The following is a 23,014-nucleotide window of genomic DNA, read 5'->3' as shown; positions in this document are numbered from 1 at the left end:
CGCGGCGCAGGCGAGACCTACAGCTTTCCCGCGAGATGCATGATACTTGAACACTAGCCATACAAAACCGATAACCAACACGGCAAGAGCTATGCCTATGCCGATTGCGCCACCCGTCCACACACTGCTCGCGTCCGCACCCACACCTAACCACATGAGAATGTCAACGACGATAGCCGGCATACTGCGCGCCCCTTAGCCGTGGCCGTGAAGGAGCTTTAGCCTACGGTCAACCCCTTGCGTAAACGGCTAGCGTCGGATTGCCGACGACTGCCTTCCGTTCATGGAGACGGCGGCGCCATGGAAGCCAATCACCTGCTGTCGCAAGATCTCGTCTAAGCGCTGTTCGGAGTCGACACACGGTTAAGTCTCGTCGATCAGGAGCTGATCGAAACCGCTGGAACAACCGATGGTCGTCCCATCGGCATGAAGCGGGCACGCCACCCTGCCCGAACTTGATACCTTGACAATTTCGAAGTGACCGTCACAGTGCAAGAACGGAGCGGTGAAGACCGGTCGGGCCGAGGCTTTACCGCAGCCTGCGAACGAGTGTCCACACCAAGCCGCGACTCGCCATCCATAGTCGGAAGCGTCGCCGTCAACTACGCAGTCAGCCGGCCAACCGTTAAGGGTTACACGGGCCACACCCAGCCCTCCTCCGTCTCGGCGTCGGCGCAGCAGTCGGGCGGCAGGAGCTAACCCAGCCCGCACTTAAGCTACTTGAGCTTCAGTTTTCCGCTACGCCCAACCAGTCGGCGGGTCGCGGCATCAATATCCATGTCAGCCACCTGCCTCGCGAACTCCTCATACGCGTTCAGGAAGGTGTTACTGCTACCTCGCAGGGCTCGCTCGCCATTGACGTGCTCGCGAAGGCAGTCCCAGCTTCGAAGCAGTCGGTGTTGAGTTTGCACCGCAATGAATTCTCCGTCAGCGATGCCATACAGTGACGTATAGCTTAGTACTTGATAATAAGTCCCCACCTCGATGGCGTAACTTCGTATCGGTTCTGGAAGCGCAAAAAATCCGAGTGCCGCGTCATGCTTCGAGATTTCGTCCCAGACCGCGATCTCCTTTCGAACGAATTCCGGCGTTCGATGAGGCTTCAAGATTTCAAGGACGACGGGAATGTGGTTCATATTCTGGTTTACTCGCAGCGCCTGCCACGCGAGTAAAGACGACGTAGCAGTGGCAATAATTGCGGCGGTCAGAGCCGCGAGACTGATCAGATCCTGGCCAGACATTCAGTCGCACCAACTTCCAGTAGAGCGCTACATCGACTGCTTAGCGATCACCAGTACCAATGTCGTCCGCCGTTCACTTGAGAGTGAGGGTGCACGTCAAGAGGTCTGGTCCGGTTGATCATTGGCTCCTAGCTCGCGCTTGCTTTGAGGACGCCGACGAAGCCGCTCGCCGTGCCGACCACTCCCCCGCTGTGTCTCCATGGCAACCGCCATGGTCTCGAGACCGCCGACCTCTTCCGTGTCAAGTTCACGCAAGACGGTCGTATGCGGCTTTGTACGAGGTCAGGCAGGGTGACTAGGTCCGGCTCGGCGGCTTGGCGGTGGGTAGGTTGCTGTACTTACCTGCTGTACGGCGGCCGCACTGATCGCTGTGTCATGAACCCGACATGCCTTGTCGTCCCGCCCATTCGCGGCGGTGGGTAAGCCTGGTCAGGTGACAGTAGGCGATCTCACCGGTCGGCGGGAGCAGTTGTTCGTCTCGTACGCCGGCGCTGACCGGGCGTGGGCTGAGTGGGTGGCGTGGCAGCTGCGCGAGGCGGGCCATGAGGTCGAGCTGGACGTGTGGAGCTGGCCGGCCGGAGACAACGCCGTGCTGCGGGTGAGTCAGGCCGTGGAGAAGGCCGATCGTGTGGTGGCGTTGTTCTCCGAGGCGTATTTCGAGGTCGAGCGGTTCACTACCGACGAGTGGAGCGCGGTGTTGACCGAGCGGCACCGGGCAGGTCGGCTGGTACCGCTGCGCCTTGCCGAGGTCATCGCACCGGCGGTCCTGCGCCCGTTGGTCTACCGGGACCTGTTCGGCCTGGATGAGGCGCAAGCCCGCCGGGTCGTCCGCGAGGCCCTCGACGGTCCCCGACCGCCGAGGCGGGCGCCGACGTTTCCCGCCACCCCCTCCTCACCGGCCGCATCTGCGGTGGACAGGGATCGGCCGCCCCGCTTTCCGGCGGTCGGCCCGGCGGTCTGTCGCTTGCCGGTGCGCACGCCGGCATTCGTCGGTCGTGACGGCATGATCGCCGAACTGTGTGAACAGCTGGAACGCTCGCACACCACCGTGGTGCAGGCTGTGCACGGCATGGGCGGGGTCGGCAAGACGTCGCTGGTCAACGAGTACGCGCACCGCTTCGCCAGCCGGTACGACCTGCTGTGGTGGATCGACGCTGAACGCCCTGAGCTGATCACCGAACAGCTGTCCGCCCTGGCTGTCGCTGCCGGGTGGGTCGGTCCAGATGCTCCTGCGGCGGCTGCTGCCGAGGCGGTGACTCAGCAGCTGCGTGGGCGCGACAGGTGGCTACTCGTGTTCGACAATGTCGTTCGGCCCGCCGACATCCATCCCTGGCTCGTCGAGGGACCCGGCCATCTGCTGATTACTTCCCGTCACCCGACTTGGCACCACATCGACTCTTCTCTGCCGGTGGACGTGTTCGCCCGGGAGGAGGCAACGGCCCTGTTACGGCGGCTCCTACCGACGGTGTCGGAGCGGGAGGCTGATCGCGTCGCCGCGGCCCTTGGGGATCTTCCGTTGGCGTTGGCGCAGGCCGCCGGTCTCATGGCCACCACCGGCATGACCGGCGATGAGTACCTGGCGGAACTTGAGACGCACGCCGCGGAACTGCTGGCCGAAGCTGCCCCGGTGAGCTACCCGAGGTCGCTGGCTGCGGCTCTGGGCGTGTCGGTCCAGAAGCTGGCACAGGTCGACGAGGCAGCGGTCCAGCTGGCGTACCTGTGCGCACAGCTGGCACCAGAACCCATCCCCCTCACTTGGTGGCGCACGGCACCGGCCGGTCTGCTCCCGGCCCCGCTGGCCCAGGTGGCCGCGAGCGCCTTGGCGTGGCGACGCAGCCTGGGCCGGTTAGCCGAGGTCGGGCTGGCTCACATCGACGGCCATAGCGTTCAGCTGCACCGGCTAACTCAGGCAGTGCTCCGCGACCAACGCAACACCAAGCAGCGTCACCATGACCGGGCGTGCGCCGAACAACTCGTGGCGGCGGCCGAACCCGACGACGATGGCAGCGACCCGAACAGTTGGCAGGCGTGGGCGGCGCTGGTGCCGCACCTGTTGGCCCTTGATCCGCCTACCGCCGGTCCAGAGCTACGATCGACGGCCTGCAACGGCTTGTGGTACCTGCTCATGCGCGGTGAGCACCACACCTTACTCCCGCTGGCCGAAGCGTGGCACGAGCATTGGCAGGACATCCTCGGCCCGAATGACCATCATGTCCTGTGGGCTGTCAACCAGCTCGCCCTCGCGCACAGAGGGTTCGGCAACTACCGGAAGGCGCGCACCCTCGACGAGGAAAACCTGCGACGCAAGCGCCGGGCATACGGCGACGACGACGCTAATACCTTGGCCTCGGCCAGCAACCTGGCCGCCAACCTGGGTGACCTGGGTGAGCATGAGGAGGCCCGCGCCCTCAACGAGGACACCCTCACCCGCTATCGCCGGGTGCTGGGCGACGACCACCCCGACACCTTGTGCACGGCCAGCAACCTGGCCATCGACCTGAGCCGCCTGGGTGAGCATGAGCAGGCCCGCGCCCTCAACGAGGACACCCTCACCCGCTATCGCCGGGTGCTCGGCGACGAGCATCCCGACACCTTGCGCACGGCCGCTAACCTCGCCGCCAACCTGAGTGACCTGGGTGAGCATCAGCGGGCCCGCGCCCTCAACGAGGACACCCTCACCCACCGCCATCGGGGGCTGGGCGACGACCACCGGGACATATCGCACTAGTCTGCCTCCGGCGTACAGGCCGACTCGTCCGTCGCCCTCCAGGCCAGGAGGGTGTCACCCGCTCTGACCAGTCAGTATTGGCGGCCAACACTTGGCAGTGTCGGTGAACGTTGGTGATCGTCGGACGCCCCGTGGACGCCCCGACGCCCCCAGGACGCCCCGGACGACAATCAAGGACGGGCGGGATGGCGTACCGTACATCGCAAATTTCCGGAGGACGTCGTGGACCTACAGCGCCGTTGTGCGAAGACTTCTCATATCCTGCCACGGGGACGTCCCCGTGGCCGATTTGGCAACGATCCAAAAGGCGATCAACCGCTGGAACGGCATCTACGGTGAGCAATTTGGAGCCGTTGTCATACCGATCTCTTGGGGAACGCATGCGGCAGCCGAGTTTGGAAGACCACCTCAAGCGCTCCTGAACGATCAGCTCGTGGATGGGTGCGACATCTGCCTTGCACTATTCGCGAATAGGCTTGGGACGCCTACCGCGACGGCCGAGTCGGGTACCGCCGAGGAGATCGAGCGCCTCAGTAGTAGCGGGAAAAACGTGGGAATTCTGCGGTCGCGCCGTATCGTGGACCCGAGCACGATCGACCACACTCAAGCTAAACGGCTCGATGATTACCTCGGCGAAATTAGTCGGAACTCACTCGTCCTTGATTACGCTGATGATACCCAACTCAGCCAACATGTGGACACTATGCTGGTGGCGGCAATTTCGCGCGACCAAGGCCGAACGGCCGGCATGTTGCAAACCGCCACAACCGCACCCGAGCGCGTCGCTGAGGTTTGGCCGAGGGTCGCCTCAGAGGAGCGGACTCGTAGCACCCAGCGAGGTCTTCAGGTCTCCAGGAACTGGTATCTGGTTCTTCATAACACTGGATCAGCGCCCGCGCGCAACGTTTATTTTGAACTAGAGAAGGCTCGGTCCTCAGATTCTGGAGGTGACTGGACGGTCCACTCAGATGCCCCTGCCGGAGAGCCACAGATCGAGGCATTGGCGCCTAATGGCGAGCTTAAATTTCCCCTGCTGGCTCACATGGGGATGGCAGGAGAAGCACGTTGTACCGTCTCATGGGACGACGACCGTGGCCGACAATCCAATGTCGCTTCGCTGCGTCTGTCGTGAACACCGAGTCGCACGTGTCTCAGTAGGGGAGACTTCAGAACTGCTCCGCTGCGCCCCCAAAATCACAGCTCGTGTCATCCCGTCGGCCTTCGTCCACACACCGTGGGGCAGACAGGGCCTGCCTGGTCAAGGTGGAGCACCCTACGTCTGACCGACCTTGACCAGGCAGGCCCTGTCTGCTCGGCTTCGCCTGGACGAAGGTTGCCGGGATGGCAGCACCTATCCCAGAGGTCAGAGTCCCCGCCGGAGGCCTCATGTCACCGCGGACTTGTAAACCCCGGATCTGCCGGCTACTTCGCCGGCCCGGGGCTTCTTTGTGTGTCGCGCCTGCCCGCTGGGCTGGAACCGCCGGGGTGCGCCCAGCGAAGCGGCCGGGCGCGGGGTCCCCGAGCGGCGGGCCTCCAGCCCGGCCCTGCTGGGCGGCGCGTGCGGCCTGCGAAGCGGGCCGCCTTGAAGACGTACAGAAACTTTGAACAGCCGAACTGTGACCCGACATGTCCCGTCACGGCTGATGCTGGACACTCGCGTCCCACCTGATGATTGACATGATCAAGGTCTAGCTTCGCAACCGATCTACGGGTTGTCATCTGGTCCCGGCGTGCCGTCGATCCAAATGCATTCGGAAGTCCCGCTGATGGTTACTGTGCTAGCTCCGGGCCAAGAGTTGCCGTAGAGCGTGAACTTTCCGTCATCGATCCGGACTCCGAGATGCCCCTTCGACCTGTCTACTGGCCCGTATTGCTGTTCCCACACCCGAGCCACGGTGTCTAGATACTGCGACGCGACGTCGGGTGTCACCTTCGATGATTCGTAGGCCACGTAGGCTTGTACCTGTCCGGTGAAGTCATCGTAGAAGCGGCTCTTGGAGCATCCGCCGCCGCCGTCAGGCTCCTCCTTTGTGCGCACCATGTGCATGGATGCCGGAGCCGCATCGACAGCTCCCTTCAGGTAGCCCTCGATGTGCTCGACCGCTTCCGAATTCGTCATGGTCCGCCGTGGTGTACCGCCGCAGCCGGCGCTCAACAGCGTTAAGCCGGTTGCCAGGAGAACGAAGGCTCCACGTCTCAGACTCCCCATCTACTGGACCCCCCGTCTTGACTGATCCATGTCGCCAGTCTTGCAACCGACGAATCTGTACATCCCCGGATCGGCGGAGGGCGGTAGACCGCACCGTCCGTCGAGGTAGCCATCATGCCGCTGCCTCCAAGATCACATAGGCTCGACCGTCAAGGATCACCTGGGACGGCCCCGTCAAGCATCAGGTGGGACTAGGCAAACTGTTACCCGACAACTGATGTGCGACGCAGATCCGCCAGCTGACGCGCGCCAGGTCTAGAAGCCTGCGGGCTTCCGGTGGCGGCCGACGTCCGGATCTGGCCGAGATCAGTGCATGTGGTCGGGGCCCAAGGCTGTACGCGCCACGTCGGTCTCGGATAGATCGCTTCCCCGGTATGCCAGGGAGAGCACGTCCTGGCGGCGCTGACCGAGGTACCAGCCTGCGACCTCGTCCAGGTTGATGGTGTGCCGTAGCAGGTCAGCCTGCCCGGGACGAAGTTCTCCGAGCACTTCGCCTCGTGGAGACACCACCATGCTGGGACAGTGCTGGTCAGGATGGGCGATGTTGGCGGAGGCGAGGAAGCGCTGGTTCTCGGCTGCCCGGCTGATCAGGTGGCTACGCCAGACTCCATTGACTTCTCGGGTATTGGCGGCATTGGTCAGGTAGACGAACACCTGGGCTCCCGCCGAAGCCAGGTACAGCCAGTGTTCCGGGAAACGGATCTCGCGACAGAGCTGCACGCCGACGGTGACCTTGCCGTATGGCTGCGCGATGTCGATGGTCGGCAAGTGATCGCCGGGCCGTAGTCGACCGCGTTCGTTCATCGCGAGGTTGATCTTCCGGTAGACCTGGTAGTCGCCGCTGGCCGGGAAGAACAGGCCGGCGTTGCACCACCCGTCCTCCCACGGCAGCAGTGATCCGCACAAGATCTGCACCTGCTTCTGCTCGGCAAGCTGAGCTACCTGCGCCACGGCGTGGCGCACTGCGGCCGGCTCCACCGAGGCCAGCGGCGCCAGATCCTCGCCGTAGCCGGACAGCATTCCTTCCGGCAGGACAACCACGTCACCCGAGCGCGTTTCCCTGAGAACCTCCCGCACAGTGATCAGATTGGCATCCACGTTCCATACGGCTGGGACCTGAGCGACCACGATCGACATCTGCACCCGGCAATCCTGAACGACCGTCGAACGTCCGTGCCTCCCGGGGGACCGGCCAGCGGTTTGACGCACGCATGCGCGGTGCCCGGATCTGCCGCGATCCGCGCTCTCCTGTCGCAGGTCACCTGGCGGACAGCTGTCGCACATCACCCTGCGGAGGACATTTGAACAGCCGAACTGGCGGTGAGAACTTTCTATACGTCTTCAAGGCGCGGCTCGGGGATCGACGCCTTGCCGCTGCGCTCCCGGCGTCGACCCCGACCGCGCTGATGCGCAAGCTCCAGCGAACACGGCAGTTCCCCCGGACGGTTACTGTGGTTCCCGTCCGAGGGCGGCCGCCAGTGCGCCCGATGCGATCGGTTAGCGCGCAACCGCCCACGGGCCGTTGCGCGCACGCATCATCATAGGGGTGTGGCGTGGGAATGGGTTGCTCCCCTTGGTACCGCAGTCGTTGGCCTCGCGGGTATAACCGCCACCTACCTGGGCGGGCGCAGGCAAGTTCAAACTGCGAGGGAGATAGCCCGGAGACAGGCCGATGAAGCGCGACAGGCACGTGTCGAAGAGCGCAACCAACGACGAATAGAAGCCGCTTACCCGGTTCTCCTTGACATGATCGCGGAAGCCGATTCCTGGCTTGCTGAGCTGGATGCCTTTCTCGGCGACGACACCGACGTTAGTAAGCCGAATCGGCCCAAGGTAGTGGATGAGCTTCGAGGCCACGGTTCGCCCACTGTATCCTGGAGTCCCCAGGTCACCTTCCTGGCGCGATTGTGGGCGACGGCACTGTGGGACGCTGACAAAGAAGCCCGAATAGTTGCTCGCGTGCGACGGGAAGCCACACAAAAGATGCCCGAGCGATTCAACCCGCGGCCGACGCGTCAAGATGTCCGCGAGGGACGGGTTTCGCTGTACGAATACTGTGTCGTCACGTCGTCGCGTTTGGCCGAAAAGGCATTGTGGCTGCGGGTGTTCATGAGAGACCAGGTCTGGCTGGAGTTGCGGGGAGAGAGCGCTGGCTACCTCGACGAAGAGGCAGTGGACGCCCTGGTTAGAGCGCATAACCTTATCGAAGACGCCTCCGGCGGGTAGGGCCTCCGGCCCTACGACCCGGAAGTGACCTCCGGCGGCCAGGGCTGCCCGCCCTGGACCCGGGCGGCTCTGGGATGTCCGACCCGAGCGGGAACCCACCGCACACCAGAAGGCAGCCAGACCGCGCCTGCCTGGTCCAGGTCGGTCAGACAGTAGGGTGCTCCACCTGGACCAGGCAGGCGCGGCCCGGCCGGGCGGTGCCTGCGCGACGGGATGCCCGCTCAGGTAGGCGACCCCATCGCTCTGGAGAATTCTTGGAGACGATCTTGCAAAGTACCGCCGCCAGCACTCCCCTAGACCAATGAAGACCAACCCCGCGGCCAGGGCGAGCCATACGCCGACGTAGGCGGATGACCTTGACCTAGTTGACACGGAAGAGGTCACTGGTTCGATCCCAGTATCGCCCACCACACAAACAGCAGGTCAGAATGGGTTTCGCTCATCACGAGCGGAGCCCATTTCTCGTTGAGACGGACCGCTGGGAGAAATCGGGGAGAAGATCTTGACGAGAGTCGACGCACGTCTGCCCGGTGCTCTCCCCGGGAAGGCGATCGAGCTCCGCGACCGGTGACCTGGGGCTGAGCCGCCGTCGGGGCCTCAATCGCTGCCGTCCACGGCGCCGTCAGGCCCTCGAGCTGACCCGCACCGTTCCGCCGTCGGGCAACCTGGCCGTCTGCGGCCAACAGTTGTGGCTCGGCCCCGCCGCGCCGTCTGCATCGATTACCACCTCGCCGGCCGGCGGATCACCGCCCGTATCCACGAGGGCATCCTGCACGTCCTTGACGCCGACCGCACCCCGCTGCGCGGCCTGCCCCACCCGCTCACCCCGCAAGAGGTCGCCCGCATCCGCGGCACCCGACCCGCCGGACCACCACCCGCATCCCAAGCCGAGGCGCTGCGCGTCGAGCGCCGAGTCAGCAGCCGCGGCACCCTCATGATCCCGAAGCAGCGCATCCACGTCGGCATCGGTCACGCCGGCCGGATCGTCACCGTCGAGGAAGCCGACGCCACCTTCCGCATCCACCACGGCACCGAACTGCTCGCCGAGGTCGCCCGCACCACCACCCGGCCCATCGCCCGGTTCAAAGCCCGCAAACCCGAACCGCCCCGGCAGCGCCCGGATATCCTCACTCCACCCGCCGAACCGATGTCGAGGCCACCCCGATGAAGCTGCCAGCCGGTGCCACCGGCTTCGACGTTGCGCCCGACACCGACACCGGCCTTTCCGCGTTCACCACGGTCTGCCATCACGCCGCCCGCGCCGTCGGAGGCACTGTCAGCCAAATCATTCCGGCCGATGTGACCCCCAACTTCCACACTGCCGAGATCACGCAGCGCGCGCTCCGCACACAGGTCCTCGGGCACACCACCACCGCAGCCTTCGCGTTCGCCGAGCCCAGGTCGTCCGCCGACCTCAGAATCACCTTCACCGACCGGCCAGACCTCGCCGCCGCTATCCGAGGTCTGCGACGTTCAAATCCTGACCAAGCAGCAGCTGGACGCGCCCATCGCAACCGCCGACCTCACCGCCTTGGGAGCCGGCGAGCACAAGCAGGTCGCCTACTGGCAACCGCACACCATCGGCGAGCTGCTCTTCAACTACTGGGACTGACCTAAGAAACAAGACAACAAGACTGCCCGGTTCCTGGTTTGCACCGCAGCACAAGGCCATCCGCCGGCCGCCGCGGAAGAAGCTGCTGACGTGTACCTGGATCAGCTCGACCCCAGACGAGACGATCGCACTGTCCCGAGCTCTGGCCGAGGACGAGTGCGCGGATCTCTTGCAGCAGTGCCGCACTGATCCGCCTCCGGACAACTCAGCTGGTCGACGTTGGGTGTTCGTGACCATGGCGACGAGGCCGAGGTGGTCGTGCCGGTGCGGGCAGAGTGGTGGCAAGATCGCGGTATCACGATGGCACAGGTAATCTGTCGCGCTTCCATATCGCATCGCGAGGATGGCGGTTGGCCCATCACCACGGTAGACCCGTGCCCGTGGGCGAGGGCCACATCCGAGAGGACGCCCTCCTCCAGCACTCCTCACGCCGACAGCGACGCGCGAGCGTTATCCCCGCTGGGGCGGTGGCATCATCGCCCAGTCGGACAGCTCTGGCGGCAAGGCATCGAGCATCTTCCGTAACATCCCATGACCTGCCATCCGTGTTCGTAGGTAGCAGGTAGACGTCGCGCCGGCTCACGCCGTACCGGCGCGATGTGACTGCGACTGATAGTTGGCGAGTTCCCGCCCGCGGGGACCTGCCGACGCCGACCGGGTTGCGACAGGTTGATGTCGGTGGTCGCGGACAAGTCGATGTCAGCGGCCGAGCTCGGTGATGTCGTGCGTGTTCGCGGGCTTGGTCGCGGTCGTCTGCCGCGGCCTGGCGGTGTTCGGCTGTGCGTCGGCGAGGCGGCACATCCGTGTCGCGTATCCGCATGTGTCATCGATGGCCATGATGGAAAGAGTGGGGGCGGTGCGATGTCGTCGACGGCGGGAGCGTGACATGGAGACGCCCGCAGGCGGGCCGGCGGTGGTCGCCGTGGCGCAGATTGCCGTGATGCCGGGCAGTGTCGGCCAGCGGGCGCATGCACTGCTGGAACCGCTGCGCCGCCTGGTGCCCTACGACGCGGCGTGGATCAGCCTGCTCGACCCGGAACGCCGCATTCTGCCGCCGCTCGTCCGCGAAGGCTACGACGCCCGGGTGCAGCAGTACCTGGACGGGCCGCAGCTGATGGACGATATCGAACTGGTGGGCATGCACCGCCACCGTCCACCGATGCGGCTCAAGGATCTGCCCGTGCCGCCGTCCGAGGTCGTTGGTTGGGCCGATTACCTGCGCCCGGCAGGATTCGGTGAGGGCATCTCGGTGCCGTTGACCACTTCCGACGGGCGCTACCTCGGCCTGTTCTGCTGCAACACCGCGGCGTGTACCGCGCCCAGCGACGCCGTGCGCGATGAGTTCGCCACCTTGGCTCCGCTGATCGCGCACGCAGTTGATCCGCTGCGCTCCATCAGGGCGGTGGCCGACATCGTGACCGGCGCCGTCGCCGGGGTGGTGCTGACCCGCGCCGGCAACACCGTGGCCCTACCCGGCCTGCCCGGTGATCCGCTGCTGGCCCCCGGCTCCTCGGTCGTGGAGGCCGCCCGTACCGTCCTCGATCCGAGCGGAGTCCAAGCCCTGTTCCTGGCTCCGCGCGACGACACCGCCGGCGCGGCCCTGATCCGGGTGACCGCCATGAACTGCCCGCCGCAGCCCCCCGGCCACCTGCGCGCGACGGTGCTGCTGTCACCACCACCGGATCTGCGCGGGCTCACCCGCCGGGAACTGCGCATCCTCGGCTTGCTCATCGCCGGCTGGCCCCACGCCCGCATCGCCGCCACCCTGATCATCAGTATGGGTGCCGTCGCGGGCCACATCGCGCACATCATGGTCAAGCTGGACGCCAGGTCCGCGACGGTGGCCGCCGTGCGGGCCCTGCGCCAGGGCCTGTACCTGCCGGCCGCCCTCACCGCTCCGACGGCATCCGGAGGTCACCGGTGAGTACGCCTTCCACCGCGTCGCATGAACTCGCGGCGGAGATCGCCGCGATCGCGATCGCGGCGGACAGTCTCACCGCCCGCGCGCAGGCCCTGCTCGAACCCCTGCACCGGCTGATGCCCTTCGACGCCGCCTGGATCAGCCTGCTCGACCCGGAACGCCACCGCCAGCCGCCCCTGATCCGCCACGGCTACGACGCCCGGGTGCAGCAGTACCTGGACGGGGCGCAGTACATGGACGACCTCGAACAGTTCGGTATGCACGGTTCCCACACGCCGATGCGGATCAAGGATCTGCCCGCTCCGCCGTGCGAAATCGCCGGCTGGGCCACCTACTTCCTGCCGGCCGGATTCGGTGAGGGCGTCAGCGTCCCGCTGACCACCCCGGACGGCCGCTACCTCGGCCTGTTCGCCGCCACCACCGAGACGCGCACCGCGCCCAGCGACGACGTCCGCGACCAGCTCGCCCGTCTGGCCCCGCTCATCGCACACGCGGTCGACCCGATGCGCGCCCTGACCGCGCTGGCCGCACTGGTGACCGCCGCAACCGCAGGCGTGGTCCTCACCCGCGGCGGCAACACCGCCACCCTGACCGGCCTGCCCGAGCACCCGCTGCTGCGCTGCGGGTCGGCCGTAGTCGCCGAGGCCATCGCCTGCCTGCAGAAGGGTGATCAACTCGCGGAGTTCCTCACCGGTCGGGAAGGCCCCGAAGGCTATCTCAAAGTCACCGTGCTGGGCTGCCCTCAACCACCAGCCGCGTACCTGCGCGCCGTGGTGCTGCTCGCCCCGCCGGGGGACCTGCACGGGTTGACCCATCGTGACCTGTGCATCCTCGGCATGCTCATCGCCGGCTGGCCCCACCAGCGCATCGCCGCCACCCAGCAGGTGGCACTCCACACCCTGATCACCACCATCGACGAGATCCGCGCCAAACTCGGCGCACCCACCCGTGACGCCGCCGTCATCCGCGCCGCCGACCAGGGCCTGCACCTACCGCCACCCGCGACCTGCACCAACCTGTGACCACGCCGTACCGGTCATCTTGGTGTGGGCGCATTACCTGCAACCGGCCGACGGCGGCGGCACCATCGCCGACGTTGATTACGCCTGACGGCCGCTACCTCCTGCACGGCGCGCACGTGAACGGAGCGGTCCCGACCGACAGCACAGACCTGACCGGCGCGGACTGCGCCACCTCGCACAAAGCTCGCCGCTGCGCCTCAGCCAGCACCAGGACATCGCCCGGTCGCTAACCGCCGCTACCGGCGACCATCCCTGGCCCGACTCGCTGAGGCAGCTCGACCAGCGCGAGACACAACAGCGCGAGCCACAACAGTACGGCCAGGTCGAACCGCTGCTCGTCGCCGACGATCGTCGTAGACCAAGCCTACGACCGCGGACGCTACCGCCATCCGGTGCGGCACACCTACGCTTACGCGCTGACCTTGATCCGGCCGACGTGGAACGGTGGCGGCCGTAGGCGAGCCCGCCGACGCCGGCGAACAGGTCGACTCAGTGCGTCGAAGTCACCGCGCTCGGCGAGTCGACCGGCGGCGTGAGAGTCGCCGGCGTCAGCGCGGGCGCGCAATGCCTCGAAGTCACCACGCTCGGCTAACACGTCGACCAGCCGGTGAGCGGCCCAAGACTCACCAGCATCGGCGTAGGCGCGGATTGCGTCAATGTCGCCGCGCTCGACCAACAACTTCACCAGCGGTTCGCGAGCCTGCCAATTGCCCGCATCGGCGCAGGCGCGCAGCGCGGCGGTATCGCCGCGCGCTCAACCAACAGCTTGACCGACAGCTCGTTCAGCCGGAAGGTGGCTGGCGGCTGCACGCCCGGGAGTCGCGTTAAAGAAGCTTTAAGGAACGCTTGCTCAGCGTCATGAACTGCTGCCACATCATTGCTCGTATGTCTCGGCACAAGCAGTATCGAGACGAAGTGGAGCCGTGCATGTATCGACGCGGAGTCAGCAGCCGGACGCGCAAGCTGGTGATTGGAGGTGCCGCCGCAGCACTGCTCGGCTCGGCTCTCGCGGTCGGCACGGGGATGAGCCAGGCCGCCGAACAGGGCAACGCCGGAGCCAGCTCCGGTAACATTAACGCTTTGGTGCCGGCGCTGGGTTTCAGCCCGGGCAATCCGAACGCGACGGCCGACCGCGTGGGCCCTACCGGGGTAAATGTTCCCGGTCGCTGCCCGCCCACTCAAGCCCAAGTGAACGCGCAGGTAGCGCTCAAGAACGCGAACTTTCCGAGTGGAACGGACCTCGAAAGCCGCATCCAGCGTTTTGAGAAAACCTTGTCGGCGATTCAAGACTTGAAATGCCCCGCATCTTCCACGACTTTGCTGGGCCGCTTGAATTCCTTGACCGCGCTGCGCGGAAACGCGAACCGCGACAACATCCTGCGTGGTTTGGGCTTGAACGAAACGCCAGCAGATAAAGCCGCCGCCACAGGATCCGGTGACGCGGCCGCGAGTGGAGCGACGGGGAACGCCGGAGCCAGCTCCGGCAACATTAACGCTTTGGTGCCGGCGCTGGGTTTCAGCCCGGGCAATCCGAACGCGACGGCCGACCGCGTGGGCCCTACCGGGGTAAATGTTCCCGGTCGCTGCCCACCCACTCAAGCCCAGGTGAACGCGCAGGTAGCGCTCAAGAACGCGAACTTTCCGAGTGGAACGGACCTCGAAAGCCGCATCCAACGTTTTGAGAAAACCTTGTCGGCGATTCAAGACTTGAAATGCCCCGCATCTTCCACGACATTGCTGGGCCGCTTGAATTCCTTGACCGCGCTGCGCGGAAACGCGAACCGCGACAACATCCTGCGTGGTTTGGGCTTGAACGAAACGCCAGCGGGATAAAGCCGCGGGGAATGCGGCGCCGCAAAACGCGCCAGCGAAATAAGCGGCGCCGCGGACAACGGCAACCTGATCCTTCGCGGATCCTGATCCACCGCACGGAACCGCCTCGCCGGAGACCCTCGCACCACGGGGGTCTCCGGCGCGTCCGTGTGTGGGCCATGCGCGCGGTGATCTTCGGCTACTTCGGCACGCTGACCGACCCCGGCGCTGAGGAGTATCGCGAGCCCCTCGCGCACCGCACCGGCGAGCCGCTCGGCGGCTGCCGGCCACGGTTCTGGGAGGCGCTTGCCGGGAGCTTCGGCGAGCGCTCCGCGTCGCTGTATGGCTACGTCAGCAGCAAAGATGAGAGGTATGACCTGATGGTCGACTGGGTCGACGGCGAGGACGGGCCGCCTCCGGCACCGAGCGGTAACTTGCGCAGCGACTTGTTCGGGACTGGCCCACCGCATCCGCAGGTCCATCCTGCGGCATCCCTGGATGACCAGCGTCGCCGCAGGCCGGCCCAACTTCGGGCCGAACTCGCTGGCGTGGCACGAATACGGCTTGGCCGTCATGGACGACCGCGGGCTGACCATCGACGAAATGCTCGTCGCCAACGAGATCCTGCATCGTTCGTCCGTGGCTTCACCACCCGTGAGTTGGCCGAGCAGCAGGCCCTGCAAAGGGCCGGCCTCGACGTCGACGCATGGGGACGAGCGATGCGGCCGTACACCGAGGCGATCGAAAAAGCGGCCGGTACCCGCGGTTCACCCGGGTCGTGCGGGACGCGCACCTTCCACACGCGCCTGACCGGCAGGAACTCATCTTTTCCAGCGGCCTCAACTACATCCTGGGCAGCCTCACACCCGGCACACGGTAGGTCACGCGCTCAGCGGCCGTGCATCAGCAGAACCGGACGCCAACTCCGCCACTCCTCGTAGGCGATGGAGAGGGCCGCAACCTGGCCTCACCCGGGTACGTAAGCCCTGCCGCCGAGCGTGGGGCTGTCGGCTTCACATAGCGCAGGTTGGCAATATGGCGCACTGTCAGTCATGGGCGTCGATCTCAGCGTGTCGGACGTCGAGGAGTGGCGCCCTTAGTCGCATCAGCCCACCGGCTGCAGAGTCGGCACGGGAGCCGTCGCGCCCACTCGGTCACTCGCGCGTGATCTCGAAGGAGTGCCTGCCTTCGTGCTCTACGCCCGTCTCCTTGCTGCCCATGGGATCCGTGTGGACCGGCGTGCCCAGCTCAACCACGTTCATGGCCACGGGGCGACTGCCGAGCCATCGAAATCACCGTCTCAGGAAGTCCGTGACAGACCTGTCTCGGGAGTTGGGGTGACACGTCCGGCTAGAAGACTGCAACGGACTGATTCTGGCACGGTGGTCCGGGGGCGTGCCGGATTGCTCGTAAGGTCGCGTCGTGGAGATCTTCTTGCTCTGGCACATTCGGCACGCGCCCTTTACCGCCGGCAGGCCCCCACGACTGGGACGAAGGCGAGGGCGACGATCTCAAAATCCTTGGCGCGTACTCGACAGAGCAGAAGGCCGAGGAGCCGATTCAGTGCGCGCGGCTGTTGCCGGGCTTCCGCGACGAACCGGACTGCTTCCTCATCGACCGGTACACGGTCGATGCGGACAGGTGGCTCGACGGGTTCGTCACCGTGCCGGCCGACGATTAGGAGCGTCTCTCACGGGCGGTCGAGATGGCTCGGCTTCCGGGCTTCGAAGCGCGCGATCGGGCTGGTCGTGGTGCGCGCGACCGAGGACATGGTTGGGGTCGGCGCAGCGTCAACAGGCGCACGACGAGCAGAAGGGAAGACCGTTCATTGAACGTGGATCAGGTCCGGGATGCGTACGCCTCTGTCGTCGACCTCTACATCGAACTGTTCGGCACGAGCCAGCAGGTCCATCCCGATGACCTCGCCTTCATCGGCCGCCACCTGTCCGTCCGCTCCGGCAAGGTGCTCGATCTGGGCTGCGGCCCCGGCCACATCAGCGAATACCTCCGGTCGCGAGGCGTAGACACCACAGGCATCGACATGGTCCCCGGCTTCATCGCCCACGCGAAGGCGGCCCACCCGCAAGGCGACTACCGGCTCGGGTCCATGAAGAGCTTGGCGGTCGAGGACCACTCCATCGCCGGCATCCTGGCCTGGTATTCGCTGATCCACGTGCCACCGGAGGAGCTCGATGAGTCCCTCGCCGAGTTCCGGCGGGTGATGGCACCGGGCGCCACACTCGTGGTCGGCTTCTTCGACAACGACGAGGTCGGCCCGTTCGACCACAAGGTCGTGACGGCGTACCGCTGGCCCGTTGACGAGTTCTCCGACCGGCTGAAGCGCGCCGGCTTCACGGAGGTCGAGCGCGAGCGCCGGCCCAGCGACGGCACCCACCGGCCCCACGCCGCGGTCGCGGCGGTTTTGCGCGAGCAGGACTGAGGGCGCCGCCGCGGTCGGAGGCCGCGGCGGCGTCTTGGCTCAGCAGTGCTTGAGGTGCGGGCGGATGGCCTCGGGGACGATGCCGTCGCAGTATTCGGCGGTGCCGCCGTTGACCGCGTGCCAGGCTCCGCCCGTGTATTCGAACACCACCTCGGCGTTGTCCACCTTGTCCGGGTGGGTCAGACCGAGCGCCCAGCCCTGGTAGCAGGTGATGCCGGTCAGGGTTTTGGTCGGGGCCAGGTCCTTCGCGACGTCGCTCTCGCGGAAGGCCCGTAGCAGCGTCGCCTCCGACACCGGGCAGGCCTTGCCGGCCGCCGGCTTGGCCGAGGCGCCGGGCGCCCCGGAGCCGCTGGGCTTCCCGGAGGTCGCGGAGGCGGCCGGCGCCGCAGAGGTGGCGGGCGCGGCAGAGCTGGCGGGCGCGGCAGAGCTCGCGGGCGCGGCAGAGCTCGCGGGCGCGGCGGTGGTGGCGTCGGTGCTCGAGCAACCGGTGACGGCGAAAGCGGCCAGGGCTGCGGCGAGGACCAGCGGCGTACGGGTGTTCACGGACTACTCCTTGAGAGGTGGTGCGCGGATGCCAGTCAGCATGGCGGCTGGGCTCCTCTCGGAGATCACGGAAACGTGCCAAGGATGGTCATACGGTGACTGTCAGGTTGGCGACGTACCCGGAGCGGGGGCTGCCGGAAATGGTGACCATCTGCTGGCTGTAGCCGTCCCGGAAGACACTGTCCGTGGACAGTGAGACGCGCGCGAGGTTGTTCACGCTGGCCTGGTAGCCGTCCGTGGCGTACACCGTGCGGCACACGTCGGCGGGGAAGGCGAGCTGCGAGGTCTTGAGCTTGCCGCTCGCCGTGGTGGCTCTGGCGATGCTCGGGTACACCTCGAAGTGACAGTGCGGCCAGCGACCCGTGTAGCAACCCGGGAAGATGGTCGTGAACGTCAGTTGGCCGCTGGAGTTGGCCGCCTGCACGCCCCGGCAATAGTTCTCCTGGGTGACACCCGGAGAGTACATCGAGTACCGGCCCTCGCGGTCGCAGGCCCAGAGATAGACAGCGGCTCCGCTGTACGGCGCGCAGGTGCCGGCGGAGAGCACCGTGAGGTTGAGCGTCAGGTTGACGCCGCCCGCGGTGGCGGAGCCGGTGCCGAAGCTGGTTCGCAGGTCGCTACGGACGATGCCGCTCTGTGTCAGCACGTTGGGCCCGTTGGAGCCGTCGCCGGGGAAAGGGCCCGCCGTCTCGGTCGGGATGGTGCGGCAGGCGGCGGCCGACTCCCCCGCGGTTCCGGCGAGTGCCGGCGCGGCGGTCGCCAGGCCGGCCACCCCCGCGCCGACGCCGGCGATCAGGCCCAGCACCCGGCGGCGTTGCAGCAGGGTGGCCAGGTCGAACTCGAGCCCGCGGTTGAAGATGTCGTTGTCGTGATCGTGTTCCACGATGGTCCCTTCCGGTCGGATGTGTCGCATTCCATCCAAGCGAGGCGATCTCATCCATCGCCATACATCGATGACGTCAACGTTGTTAACCTTCGCCGGGGGATGATCAGTCGGTGCAGATCGTGCCGGGCGGGGCCAGCTTGCGGTCGGTGAGGTTGCGGTTGACGTGGTCGCGTACGCAGCCCGACAGCAGGAACATGCTGTAGTCGTCGCCGTCGCGGGAGAGCACGACGCTGCCCGGGAGCTGACCGGCGAGGCTGAAGCCGGCCGCGTACGGCGCCAGCGCCTGGTGCGTGGACTGCACGATCAGGGTGCTGGGTGCTCGGGTGACCGGCGGGGTGGCCGGTGCCCGGTGGACCGGCCGGCCCAGGCAGCCCGTGAGTGCGGTCCAGGACCGTACGGCTCCACCCAGGTGCGGGGAGAGCTGCCGGAGCATGCGCTGCAGGCCCGCCAGTTGGTCGTACGTTGCGGTGGCGGAGCTGTCGGCACACGCGGTCACCTGGAGCTGGACCGGGTCGATGGTGTCGTCGGGGTCGGCGGTGAAGTCGGTGGGGTCGCCCGCGGCGGCGCGGGTGATGGCGGTGGCCAGCATCGGCCAGTAGAGGAAGGCGATGTTGAGGTAGTCCTGAGTGGCCGCCTGGATGTCCTCGCCGGTCACCGGCGGCTGGGCGCCGCCGGGTACGGGAATCGGATGGGCGTTGGCACGGGCCACGAGCGCGTCGTAGTCGGCGGCGACGTCACGGCCGTGCAGGGCGCATGTGGCCGCGGCCTGGCACCAGGCGGTGAAGCGATTGAACGCGTTCTCGGCGCTGGTGGCCTCGTCGGCGATGCGCGACACCAGCGGGACGGTGTCGTCGAGCGCGGTGTCGAGGGTCATGGTGCGGAGCCGGCCGGGGAACAGCGCGGCGTACGTACGCCCGAGCAGGGTGCTGTAGTGGATCCCGTACCAATCAAGCTTGTGCTCGCCCAGGGCGATGCGGACGGCCTCGAAGTCGCGGGCGGTGCTGGTCAGGTCGAGGTGGTCGGCGAGGGAGCCGTTGCGGCGCCGGCAGTCGTCGGCGAACGCCTTGTTGTGCGCCACGAGCCTGTCGTAGGCGGCATGGTCGGCCGGAAAGCGCGTGACGCCCGGTGCCCTGAGCGGGGTCCGGCAGCGGATCGGCGTGCTGCGTCCGACGCCGCGCGGGTCAAGCGCGACCAGGTCGAAGCGTTGCGTCATCGCTCCGGCGGTGCCGGGCAGATTCGGTCGCAGGGCCAGGCGCAGCTGCTCGATGGAGGAGCCTCCGGGCGCCGTCGTTGAGCATCAGCGTGCCGATGCGGTGCGCCCGGTCGTCGGCGGGCCGTCGCACCAGCGACAGTGTCAGGGTCGCGCCGCGTGGCCTGGACCAGTCGATCGGCACACGTACGGTGCCGCACTGCGCGGCGGAGAACTCGGGCTGGGCACAGGTGGTCCAGTGGATGGAGGCGGTCGGGGCTGCGACCGCGGGTGACGGCGCGACGGCCGCGATCGGCAGGCCGGAGGCCAGCGCGGCGGCCGTCAGCAGCCGGCGGAGCGTGGTGTGAGACATCGGAACTCCAAGGGGGAAGGAACGGGGTCAGCTGTCGGCGATCCAGGAACCGTGAATGCCGGCGGTCACGCGGCGGGGAAGGTGGACGGTGGCGACCCGTTCCAGGGCTGCGGCATCCAGCACCAGCAGTTGCGAGGCGTCCTGCTTGAGGTCGGAGATCACGGTGAGCAGGTAGCCGTCGTCCTCGTTGGTGGCGCCGGCCGCGGGGACGAACACCGCTTCGCTGGGCAGCCGGGCGTCACCGACCTGGTGAACGCGGCGGGCGCCGGTGCGGCGGTCGTACTTGACGACGCCGTAGCCGCCGAGGCCGTACTGGTCGGGGAAGGACACGGCGTACCCGTATCGGTTCTCGGCGCCCAGGTACTTGTCGTTGAGGGTGGGGAACTCCACGGCGAGGTCGTCGATGATCTGTTCGTCGACGGTTCCGGCGGCCGGGTCGATCAGCCAGGAGCGGGTGTACGAGCGGGTGTTGGGCTCACTGCCGCGCCCGGGTGCACCGACCCACCAGTTCCACGAGAGCTGGAAGCCTTCACGGTCCACGGTCGGGCCTTCGAGGACGATCCGGCCCTGGCCGTCCTCGTACGCGTTGCTGACGTGCAGCATGTTGCCGGGCTCGATGGAGAACCAGCGGATGTGCCTGGCACCGTCGTTGCCGCGGGGCATGACGCCGATGCGGGACGGCTGCTGGTCGCTCCAGGCGTACGGAATGCCGGAGTGCTCGCCCGGGTCGAAGGTGACGTTGCCCTCGATGAAGACCACGTGGTGGCGGGTGATGGCGAAGTCGTGCTTGAGCGAGGCGGTCGCACCCGGGATCTCGGCGGTGTGCACGATCTCTCCCTTGGCGTCCGCGACGTGGTACACGAGGAACGGCGGGAAGGGCGAGGAGCCGAAGAAGTGCAGCTCCCCCGTCACCGGGTCCTCCTTGGGATGCGCCGTCATGGCGGTGCGCAGCCGGCCGCCGAAGTCGTACGCGCCGACCGTCTCCAGGTCGGGGGTGAGCTCGAACGGCAGGTTCGCCTCGCACAGCGCGAGCAGCCGCCCGCCGTGCTCGATGACGTGGGTGCCGGCGGTGCTGGCGGTCAGGTCGGGGCCCTGCTCGGTCAGGTACGGGGCGCCGTCCAGGGCAGGGGTGTGCACCCAGCGGTTGCGGTACCACTCGGCCCGGCCGGCACGCAGGCGGATCCCGTGAACCATGCCGCTGCCCTTGAACCAGTGGGCCGGGGTGACGCCGGGCTTGGGGTTGTGGCTGTTGCGGATCAGGCGTCCGGTGAGCTCGGGAGGAAGGGTGCCGTCGACGGTCAGGCCGAAGGAGGTGATCTCGTCGGCGACGGGGGTGTAGTGCCCGGTCAGGTAGGGCTTGCTGGTCATCTTGTGGCCTCGACTTTCAGGGATCGGTGGATGCCGCGGGTGAGCGGCAGGGCGAGCAGTGCGGTGGCGGTCAGGACCGCCGCCGAGACAAGGAAGGCGGCCCGGTAACCGGCGGTGAGGGCCACCGCGGCGGGCTGGTGGGCGGACGCGGTGGCCGTGACGGAGCCGGCCAGCGTTGCCAGGGCGGCGAGGCCGATCGCACCGCCGACCTGACGGGTGGTGTTCACCAGGCCGCCGGCCAGACCCGCGTCCGGGCGCGGTACGCCGTCCACGGCCAGCGCAGTGAGCTGGACGAAGGCGATGCTCAGGCCGAGACCCACCAGGATGCTCGGGCCGAGGACGTCGGCGAGGTAGCTGCCGTCGGCTTTGATCCGTGCCAGCCATACGAGGCCGGCGGCCTCGGTGAGCAGGGCCGGAATCACTGTCGCGGTGCCGCCGATGCGCCGGGAGACGCCGGGGGCCGCGGCGGCGCCGAGCATGATGGCTCCGGCGAGCGGCAGCTGACCGACCCCGGTGACGAGCGGGCTCATCCCGAGGACCTGTTGCTGGTAGAGCGGCAGGAAGAAGAACAGGGCGAGCCACACCGAGCCCAGCAGCGCCATCAGCAGGTTGCCCGCGGCGACCCGGCCGGTGGTGAACAGCCGGGGCGGTATCAGCGCGTCCGGCCGGCCGTGCTGGATCACGGCGAAGGCCGCGATCAGCGTGGCGGCACCGATGAGGGCCCCCAGCACGCGGGCGTCGGTCCACCCGGCGCCTCGTGCGGTCGTCAGACCCCACACCAGGCAGGTCAGGGCGAGGGTGACGGTGGCGGTGCCCACCAGGTCGAACCGTCCGGCGCCGCGGCCGGCCACCGGTGGCACGAGTGCCGCCACGGCGGCCAGAACCAGCGCTGCCGCCAGCGCGACGGAATGGAAGACCCAGGGCCAGCCGTACGCCTGGGTGAGCACACCGCCGAGCAGAACGCCGCCTGCTCCTCCCGCGCCGGAGACCGCGCCCCACACGCCCAGCGCCCTGCCGCGCCCGGGGCCCGACGGGTGCAGGCCCATGGCCAGGGCCAGCGCGGCCGGAGCGATGGCGGCGGCACCGAGACCCTGCACGGCCCGAGCGGCGATCAGCTCGCCCGGAGAGGCGGCCAGTCCCGCCACCAGCGACGCGCCCGCGAACAGGCCGAGGCCGGCGAGCAGCACGCGACGGCCGCCGAGCAGATCGGCGGACCGTCCGCCGGCCAGGAGCAGCGCGCCGAATGCCAGGCCGTAGGCGTTGACCACCCAGGTCGTGCCGCCGTCCGACAAACCCACGCCGGCGCGTACCTGGGGCAGCGCCACGTTCACGATCGAGGTGGCCAGCATGACGGTGAACTGCGCCGCGGCCAGCGCCGTCAGCACGGCCCACGGCGGATGAGGACGTCCGGACAACTTCATGGCGCTCAGCCTCGGTTCGGGCG

20 protein-coding genes are annotated in these 23,014 nt (G+C 67.3%); 10 read left to right on the top strand and 10 right to left on the bottom strand.

What is annotated here, in order from left to right:
* Positions 1-716: 716 nt before the first annotated feature.
* On the bottom strand, positions 717-1,241 hold the full coding sequence (locus ACIBO8_RS14995; RefSeq protein WP_396115762.1) for a hypothetical protein: 525 nt from the start codon (positions 1,239-1,241) through the stop codon (positions 717-719).
* A 415-nt stretch (positions 1,242-1,656) separates the two neighbouring features.
* Between ACIBO8_RS14995 and fxsT the strand changes: the two genes are divergently transcribed.
* Entirely contained in the window at positions 1,657-3,969 is a 2,313-nt protein-coding gene (gene fxsT / locus ACIBO8_RS14990) for an FxSxx-COOH system tetratricopeptide repeat protein (protein ID WP_396115761.1), read from the top strand.
* A 280-nt stretch (positions 3,970-4,249) separates the two neighbouring features.
* On the top strand, positions 4,250-5,101 hold the full coding sequence (locus tag ACIBO8_RS14985; RefSeq protein ID WP_396115760.1) for a hypothetical protein: 852 nt from the start codon (positions 4,250-4,252) through the stop codon (positions 5,099-5,101).
* 573 nt (positions 5,102-5,674) lie between these two features.
* Here ACIBO8_RS14985 and ACIBO8_RS14980 read toward each other — a convergent pair.
* The 3 genes from ACIBO8_RS14980 to ACIBO8_RS14970 all read right to left on the bottom strand — a co-directional run bounded on the left by ACIBO8_RS14980 (position 5,675) and on the right by ACIBO8_RS14970 (position 8,035).
* Complete coding sequence (locus ACIBO8_RS14980) at positions 5,675-6,088, bottom strand: hypothetical protein (RefSeq protein ID WP_396115759.1); 414 nt, start codon at positions 6,086-6,088, stop codon at positions 5,675-5,677.
* A 396-nt stretch (positions 6,089-6,484) separates the two neighbouring features.
* Positions 6,485-7,315, bottom strand: a complete 831-nt coding sequence (locus tag ACIBO8_RS14975; protein ID WP_396116389.1) for a carbon-nitrogen hydrolase family protein — start codon at positions 7,313-7,315, stop codon at positions 6,485-6,487.
* 360 nt (positions 7,316-7,675) lie between these two features.
* Positions 7,676-8,035 carry a hypothetical protein gene (locus ACIBO8_RS14970; RefSeq protein ID WP_396115758.1) on the bottom strand — a complete coding sequence of 120 codons (360 nt, stop codon included), beginning with the start codon at positions 8,033-8,035 and terminating at the stop codon, positions 7,676-7,678.
* A 102-nt stretch (positions 8,036-8,137) separates the two neighbouring features.
* On the opposite strand from ACIBO8_RS14970, the gene ACIBO8_RS14965 reads away from it, so the two are divergent.
* Together ACIBO8_RS14965 and ACIBO8_RS14960 are read left to right on the top strand one after the other, a co-directional pair.
* On the top strand, positions 8,138-8,404 hold the full coding sequence (locus ACIBO8_RS14965) for a hypothetical protein (RefSeq protein ID WP_396115757.1): 267 nt from the start codon (positions 8,138-8,140) through the stop codon (positions 8,402-8,404).
* A gap of 688 nt (positions 8,405-9,092) precedes the next feature.
* A complete protein-coding gene (locus tag ACIBO8_RS14960) occupies positions 9,093-9,572 on the top strand; it encodes a hypothetical protein (protein ID WP_396115756.1) in 480 nt (159 codons plus the stop codon).
* 1,143 nt (positions 9,573-10,715) lie between these two features.
* Here ACIBO8_RS14960 and ACIBO8_RS14955 read toward each other — a convergent pair.
* Positions 10,716-10,853 carry a hypothetical protein gene (locus tag ACIBO8_RS14955; protein WP_396115755.1) on the bottom strand — a complete coding sequence of 46 codons (138 nt, stop codon included), beginning with the start codon at positions 10,851-10,853 and terminating at the stop codon, positions 10,716-10,718.
* Between the two features lie 49 nt (positions 10,854-10,902).
* Here ACIBO8_RS14955 and ACIBO8_RS14950 point away from each other — a divergent pair, with 49 nt between their 5' ends.
* The 5 genes from ACIBO8_RS14950 to ACIBO8_RS14930 all read left to right on the top strand — a co-directional run bounded on the left by ACIBO8_RS14950 (position 10,903) and on the right by ACIBO8_RS14930 (position 17,211).
* Positions 10,903-11,940, top strand: a complete 1,038-nt coding sequence (locus ACIBO8_RS14950; RefSeq protein WP_396115754.1) for a LuxR C-terminal-related transcriptional regulator — start codon at positions 10,903-10,905, stop codon at positions 11,938-11,940.
* Positions 11,937-12,959, top strand: coding sequence for a hypothetical protein (locus ACIBO8_RS14945; protein WP_396115753.1), 1,023 nt, complete (start codon positions 11,937-11,939; stop codon positions 12,957-12,959). The genes ACIBO8_RS14950 and ACIBO8_RS14945 overlap by 4 nt, the downstream gene beginning before the upstream one ends.
* 885 nt (positions 12,960-13,844) lie before the next feature.
* On the top strand, positions 13,845-14,792 hold the full coding sequence (locus ACIBO8_RS14940) for a hypothetical protein (protein WP_396115752.1): 948 nt from the start codon (positions 13,845-13,847) through the stop codon (positions 14,790-14,792).
* Between the two features lie 435 nt (positions 14,793-15,227).
* Entirely contained in the window at positions 15,228-15,581 is a 354-nt protein-coding gene (locus tag ACIBO8_RS14935; protein WP_396116388.1) for a TetR/AcrR family transcriptional regulator C-terminal domain-containing protein, read from the top strand.
* A gap of 1,018 nt (positions 15,582-16,599) precedes the next feature.
* Positions 16,600-17,211: a class I SAM-dependent methyltransferase gene (locus ACIBO8_RS14930; protein ID WP_396115751.1), complete on the top strand. Its 612-nt coding sequence runs from the start codon at positions 16,600-16,602 to the stop codon at positions 17,209-17,211.
* 39 nt (positions 17,212-17,250) lie between these two features.
* Here the strand turns inward: ACIBO8_RS14930 and ACIBO8_RS14925 are convergent, their stop codons facing one another.
* The 3 genes from ACIBO8_RS14925 to ACIBO8_RS14915 form a co-directional block, all read right to left on the bottom strand.
* Positions 17,251-17,754: a hypothetical protein gene (locus ACIBO8_RS14925; protein ID WP_396115750.1), complete on the bottom strand. Its 504-nt coding sequence runs from the start codon at positions 17,752-17,754 to the stop codon at positions 17,251-17,253.
* Positions 17,755-17,842: 88 nt separating this feature from the next.
* On the bottom strand, positions 17,843-18,637 hold the full coding sequence (locus ACIBO8_RS14920; protein ID WP_396115749.1) for an intradiol ring-cleavage dioxygenase: 795 nt from the start codon (positions 18,635-18,637) through the stop codon (positions 17,843-17,845).
* Between the two features lie 106 nt (positions 18,638-18,743).
* Positions 18,744-19,853, bottom strand: coding sequence for an alpha/beta fold hydrolase (locus ACIBO8_RS14915; protein ID WP_396115748.1), 1,110 nt, complete (start codon positions 19,851-19,853; stop codon positions 18,744-18,746).
* Positions 19,854-19,930: 77 nt separating this feature from the next.
* On the opposite strand from ACIBO8_RS14915, the gene ACIBO8_RS14910 reads away from it, so the two are divergent.
* On the top strand, positions 19,931-20,197 hold the full coding sequence (locus ACIBO8_RS14910) for a hypothetical protein (protein ID WP_396115747.1): 267 nt from the start codon (positions 19,931-19,933) through the stop codon (positions 20,195-20,197).
* A gap of 32 nt (positions 20,198-20,229) precedes the next feature.
* On the opposite strand, the gene ACIBO8_RS14905 is transcribed toward ACIBO8_RS14910, so the two are convergent.
* A complete protein-coding gene (locus tag ACIBO8_RS14905; RefSeq protein WP_396115746.1) occupies positions 20,230-21,570 on the bottom strand; it encodes a carotenoid oxygenase family protein in 1,341 nt (446 codons plus the stop codon).
* The gene (locus ACIBO8_RS14900; RefSeq protein WP_396115745.1) at positions 21,567-22,991 is read right to left on the bottom strand and encodes an MFS transporter; all 1,425 of its coding nucleotides are present in this window, start codon (positions 22,989-22,991) and stop codon (positions 21,567-21,569) included. The genes ACIBO8_RS14905 and ACIBO8_RS14900 overlap by 4 nt, the downstream gene beginning before the upstream one ends.
* Between the last annotated feature and the right edge of the window lie 23 nt (positions 22,992-23,014).

This window comes from Actinoplanes sp. NPDC049681, from assembly GCF_044465265.1.
Classification (GTDB): Bacteria; Actinomycetota; Actinomycetes; order Mycobacteriales; family Micromonosporaceae; genus Actinoplanes.
The sequence above is the reverse complement of the archived record's forward strand: the minus strand, read 5'-3'. Positions and strand labels throughout refer to the sequence as shown.

Bases quoted from the DNA above. Each gene is read 5' to 3' on its own strand.
- ACIBO8_RS14995 (WP_396115762.1), bottom strand. From the start codon at position 1,241: ATGTCTGGCCAGGATCTGATCAGTCTCGCGGCTCTGACCGCCGCAATT.
- ACIBO8_RS14980 (WP_396115759.1), bottom strand. From the start codon at position 6,088: ATGACGAATTCGGAAGCGGTCGAGCACATCGAGGGCTACCTGAAGGGA.
- ACIBO8_RS14975 (WP_396116389.1), bottom strand. From the start codon at position 7,315: ATGTCGATCGTGGTCGCTCAGGTCCCAGCCGTATGGAACGTGGATGCC.
- ACIBO8_RS14955 (WP_396115755.1), bottom strand. From the start codon at position 10,853: ATGGCCATCGATGACACATGCGGATACGCGACACGGATGTGCCGCCTC.
- ACIBO8_RS14950 (WP_396115754.1), top strand. From the start codon at position 10,903: ATGGAGACGCCCGCAGGCGGGCCGGCGGTGGTCGCCGTGGCGCAGATT.
- ACIBO8_RS14940 (WP_396115752.1), top strand. From the start codon at position 13,845: ATGTCTCGGCACAAGCAGTATCGAGACGAAGTGGAGCCGTGCATGTAT.
- ACIBO8_RS14915 (WP_396115748.1), bottom strand. From the start codon at position 19,853: ATGACGCAACGCTTCGACCTGGTCGCGCTTGACCCGCGCGGCGTCGGA.
- ACIBO8_RS14905 (WP_396115746.1), bottom strand. From the start codon at position 21,570: ATGACCAGCAAGCCCTACCTGACCGGGCACTACACCCCCGTCGCCGAC.
- ACIBO8_RS14900 (WP_396115745.1), bottom strand. From the start codon at position 22,991: ATGAAGTTGTCCGGACGTCCTCATCCGCCGTGGGCCGTGCTGACGGCG.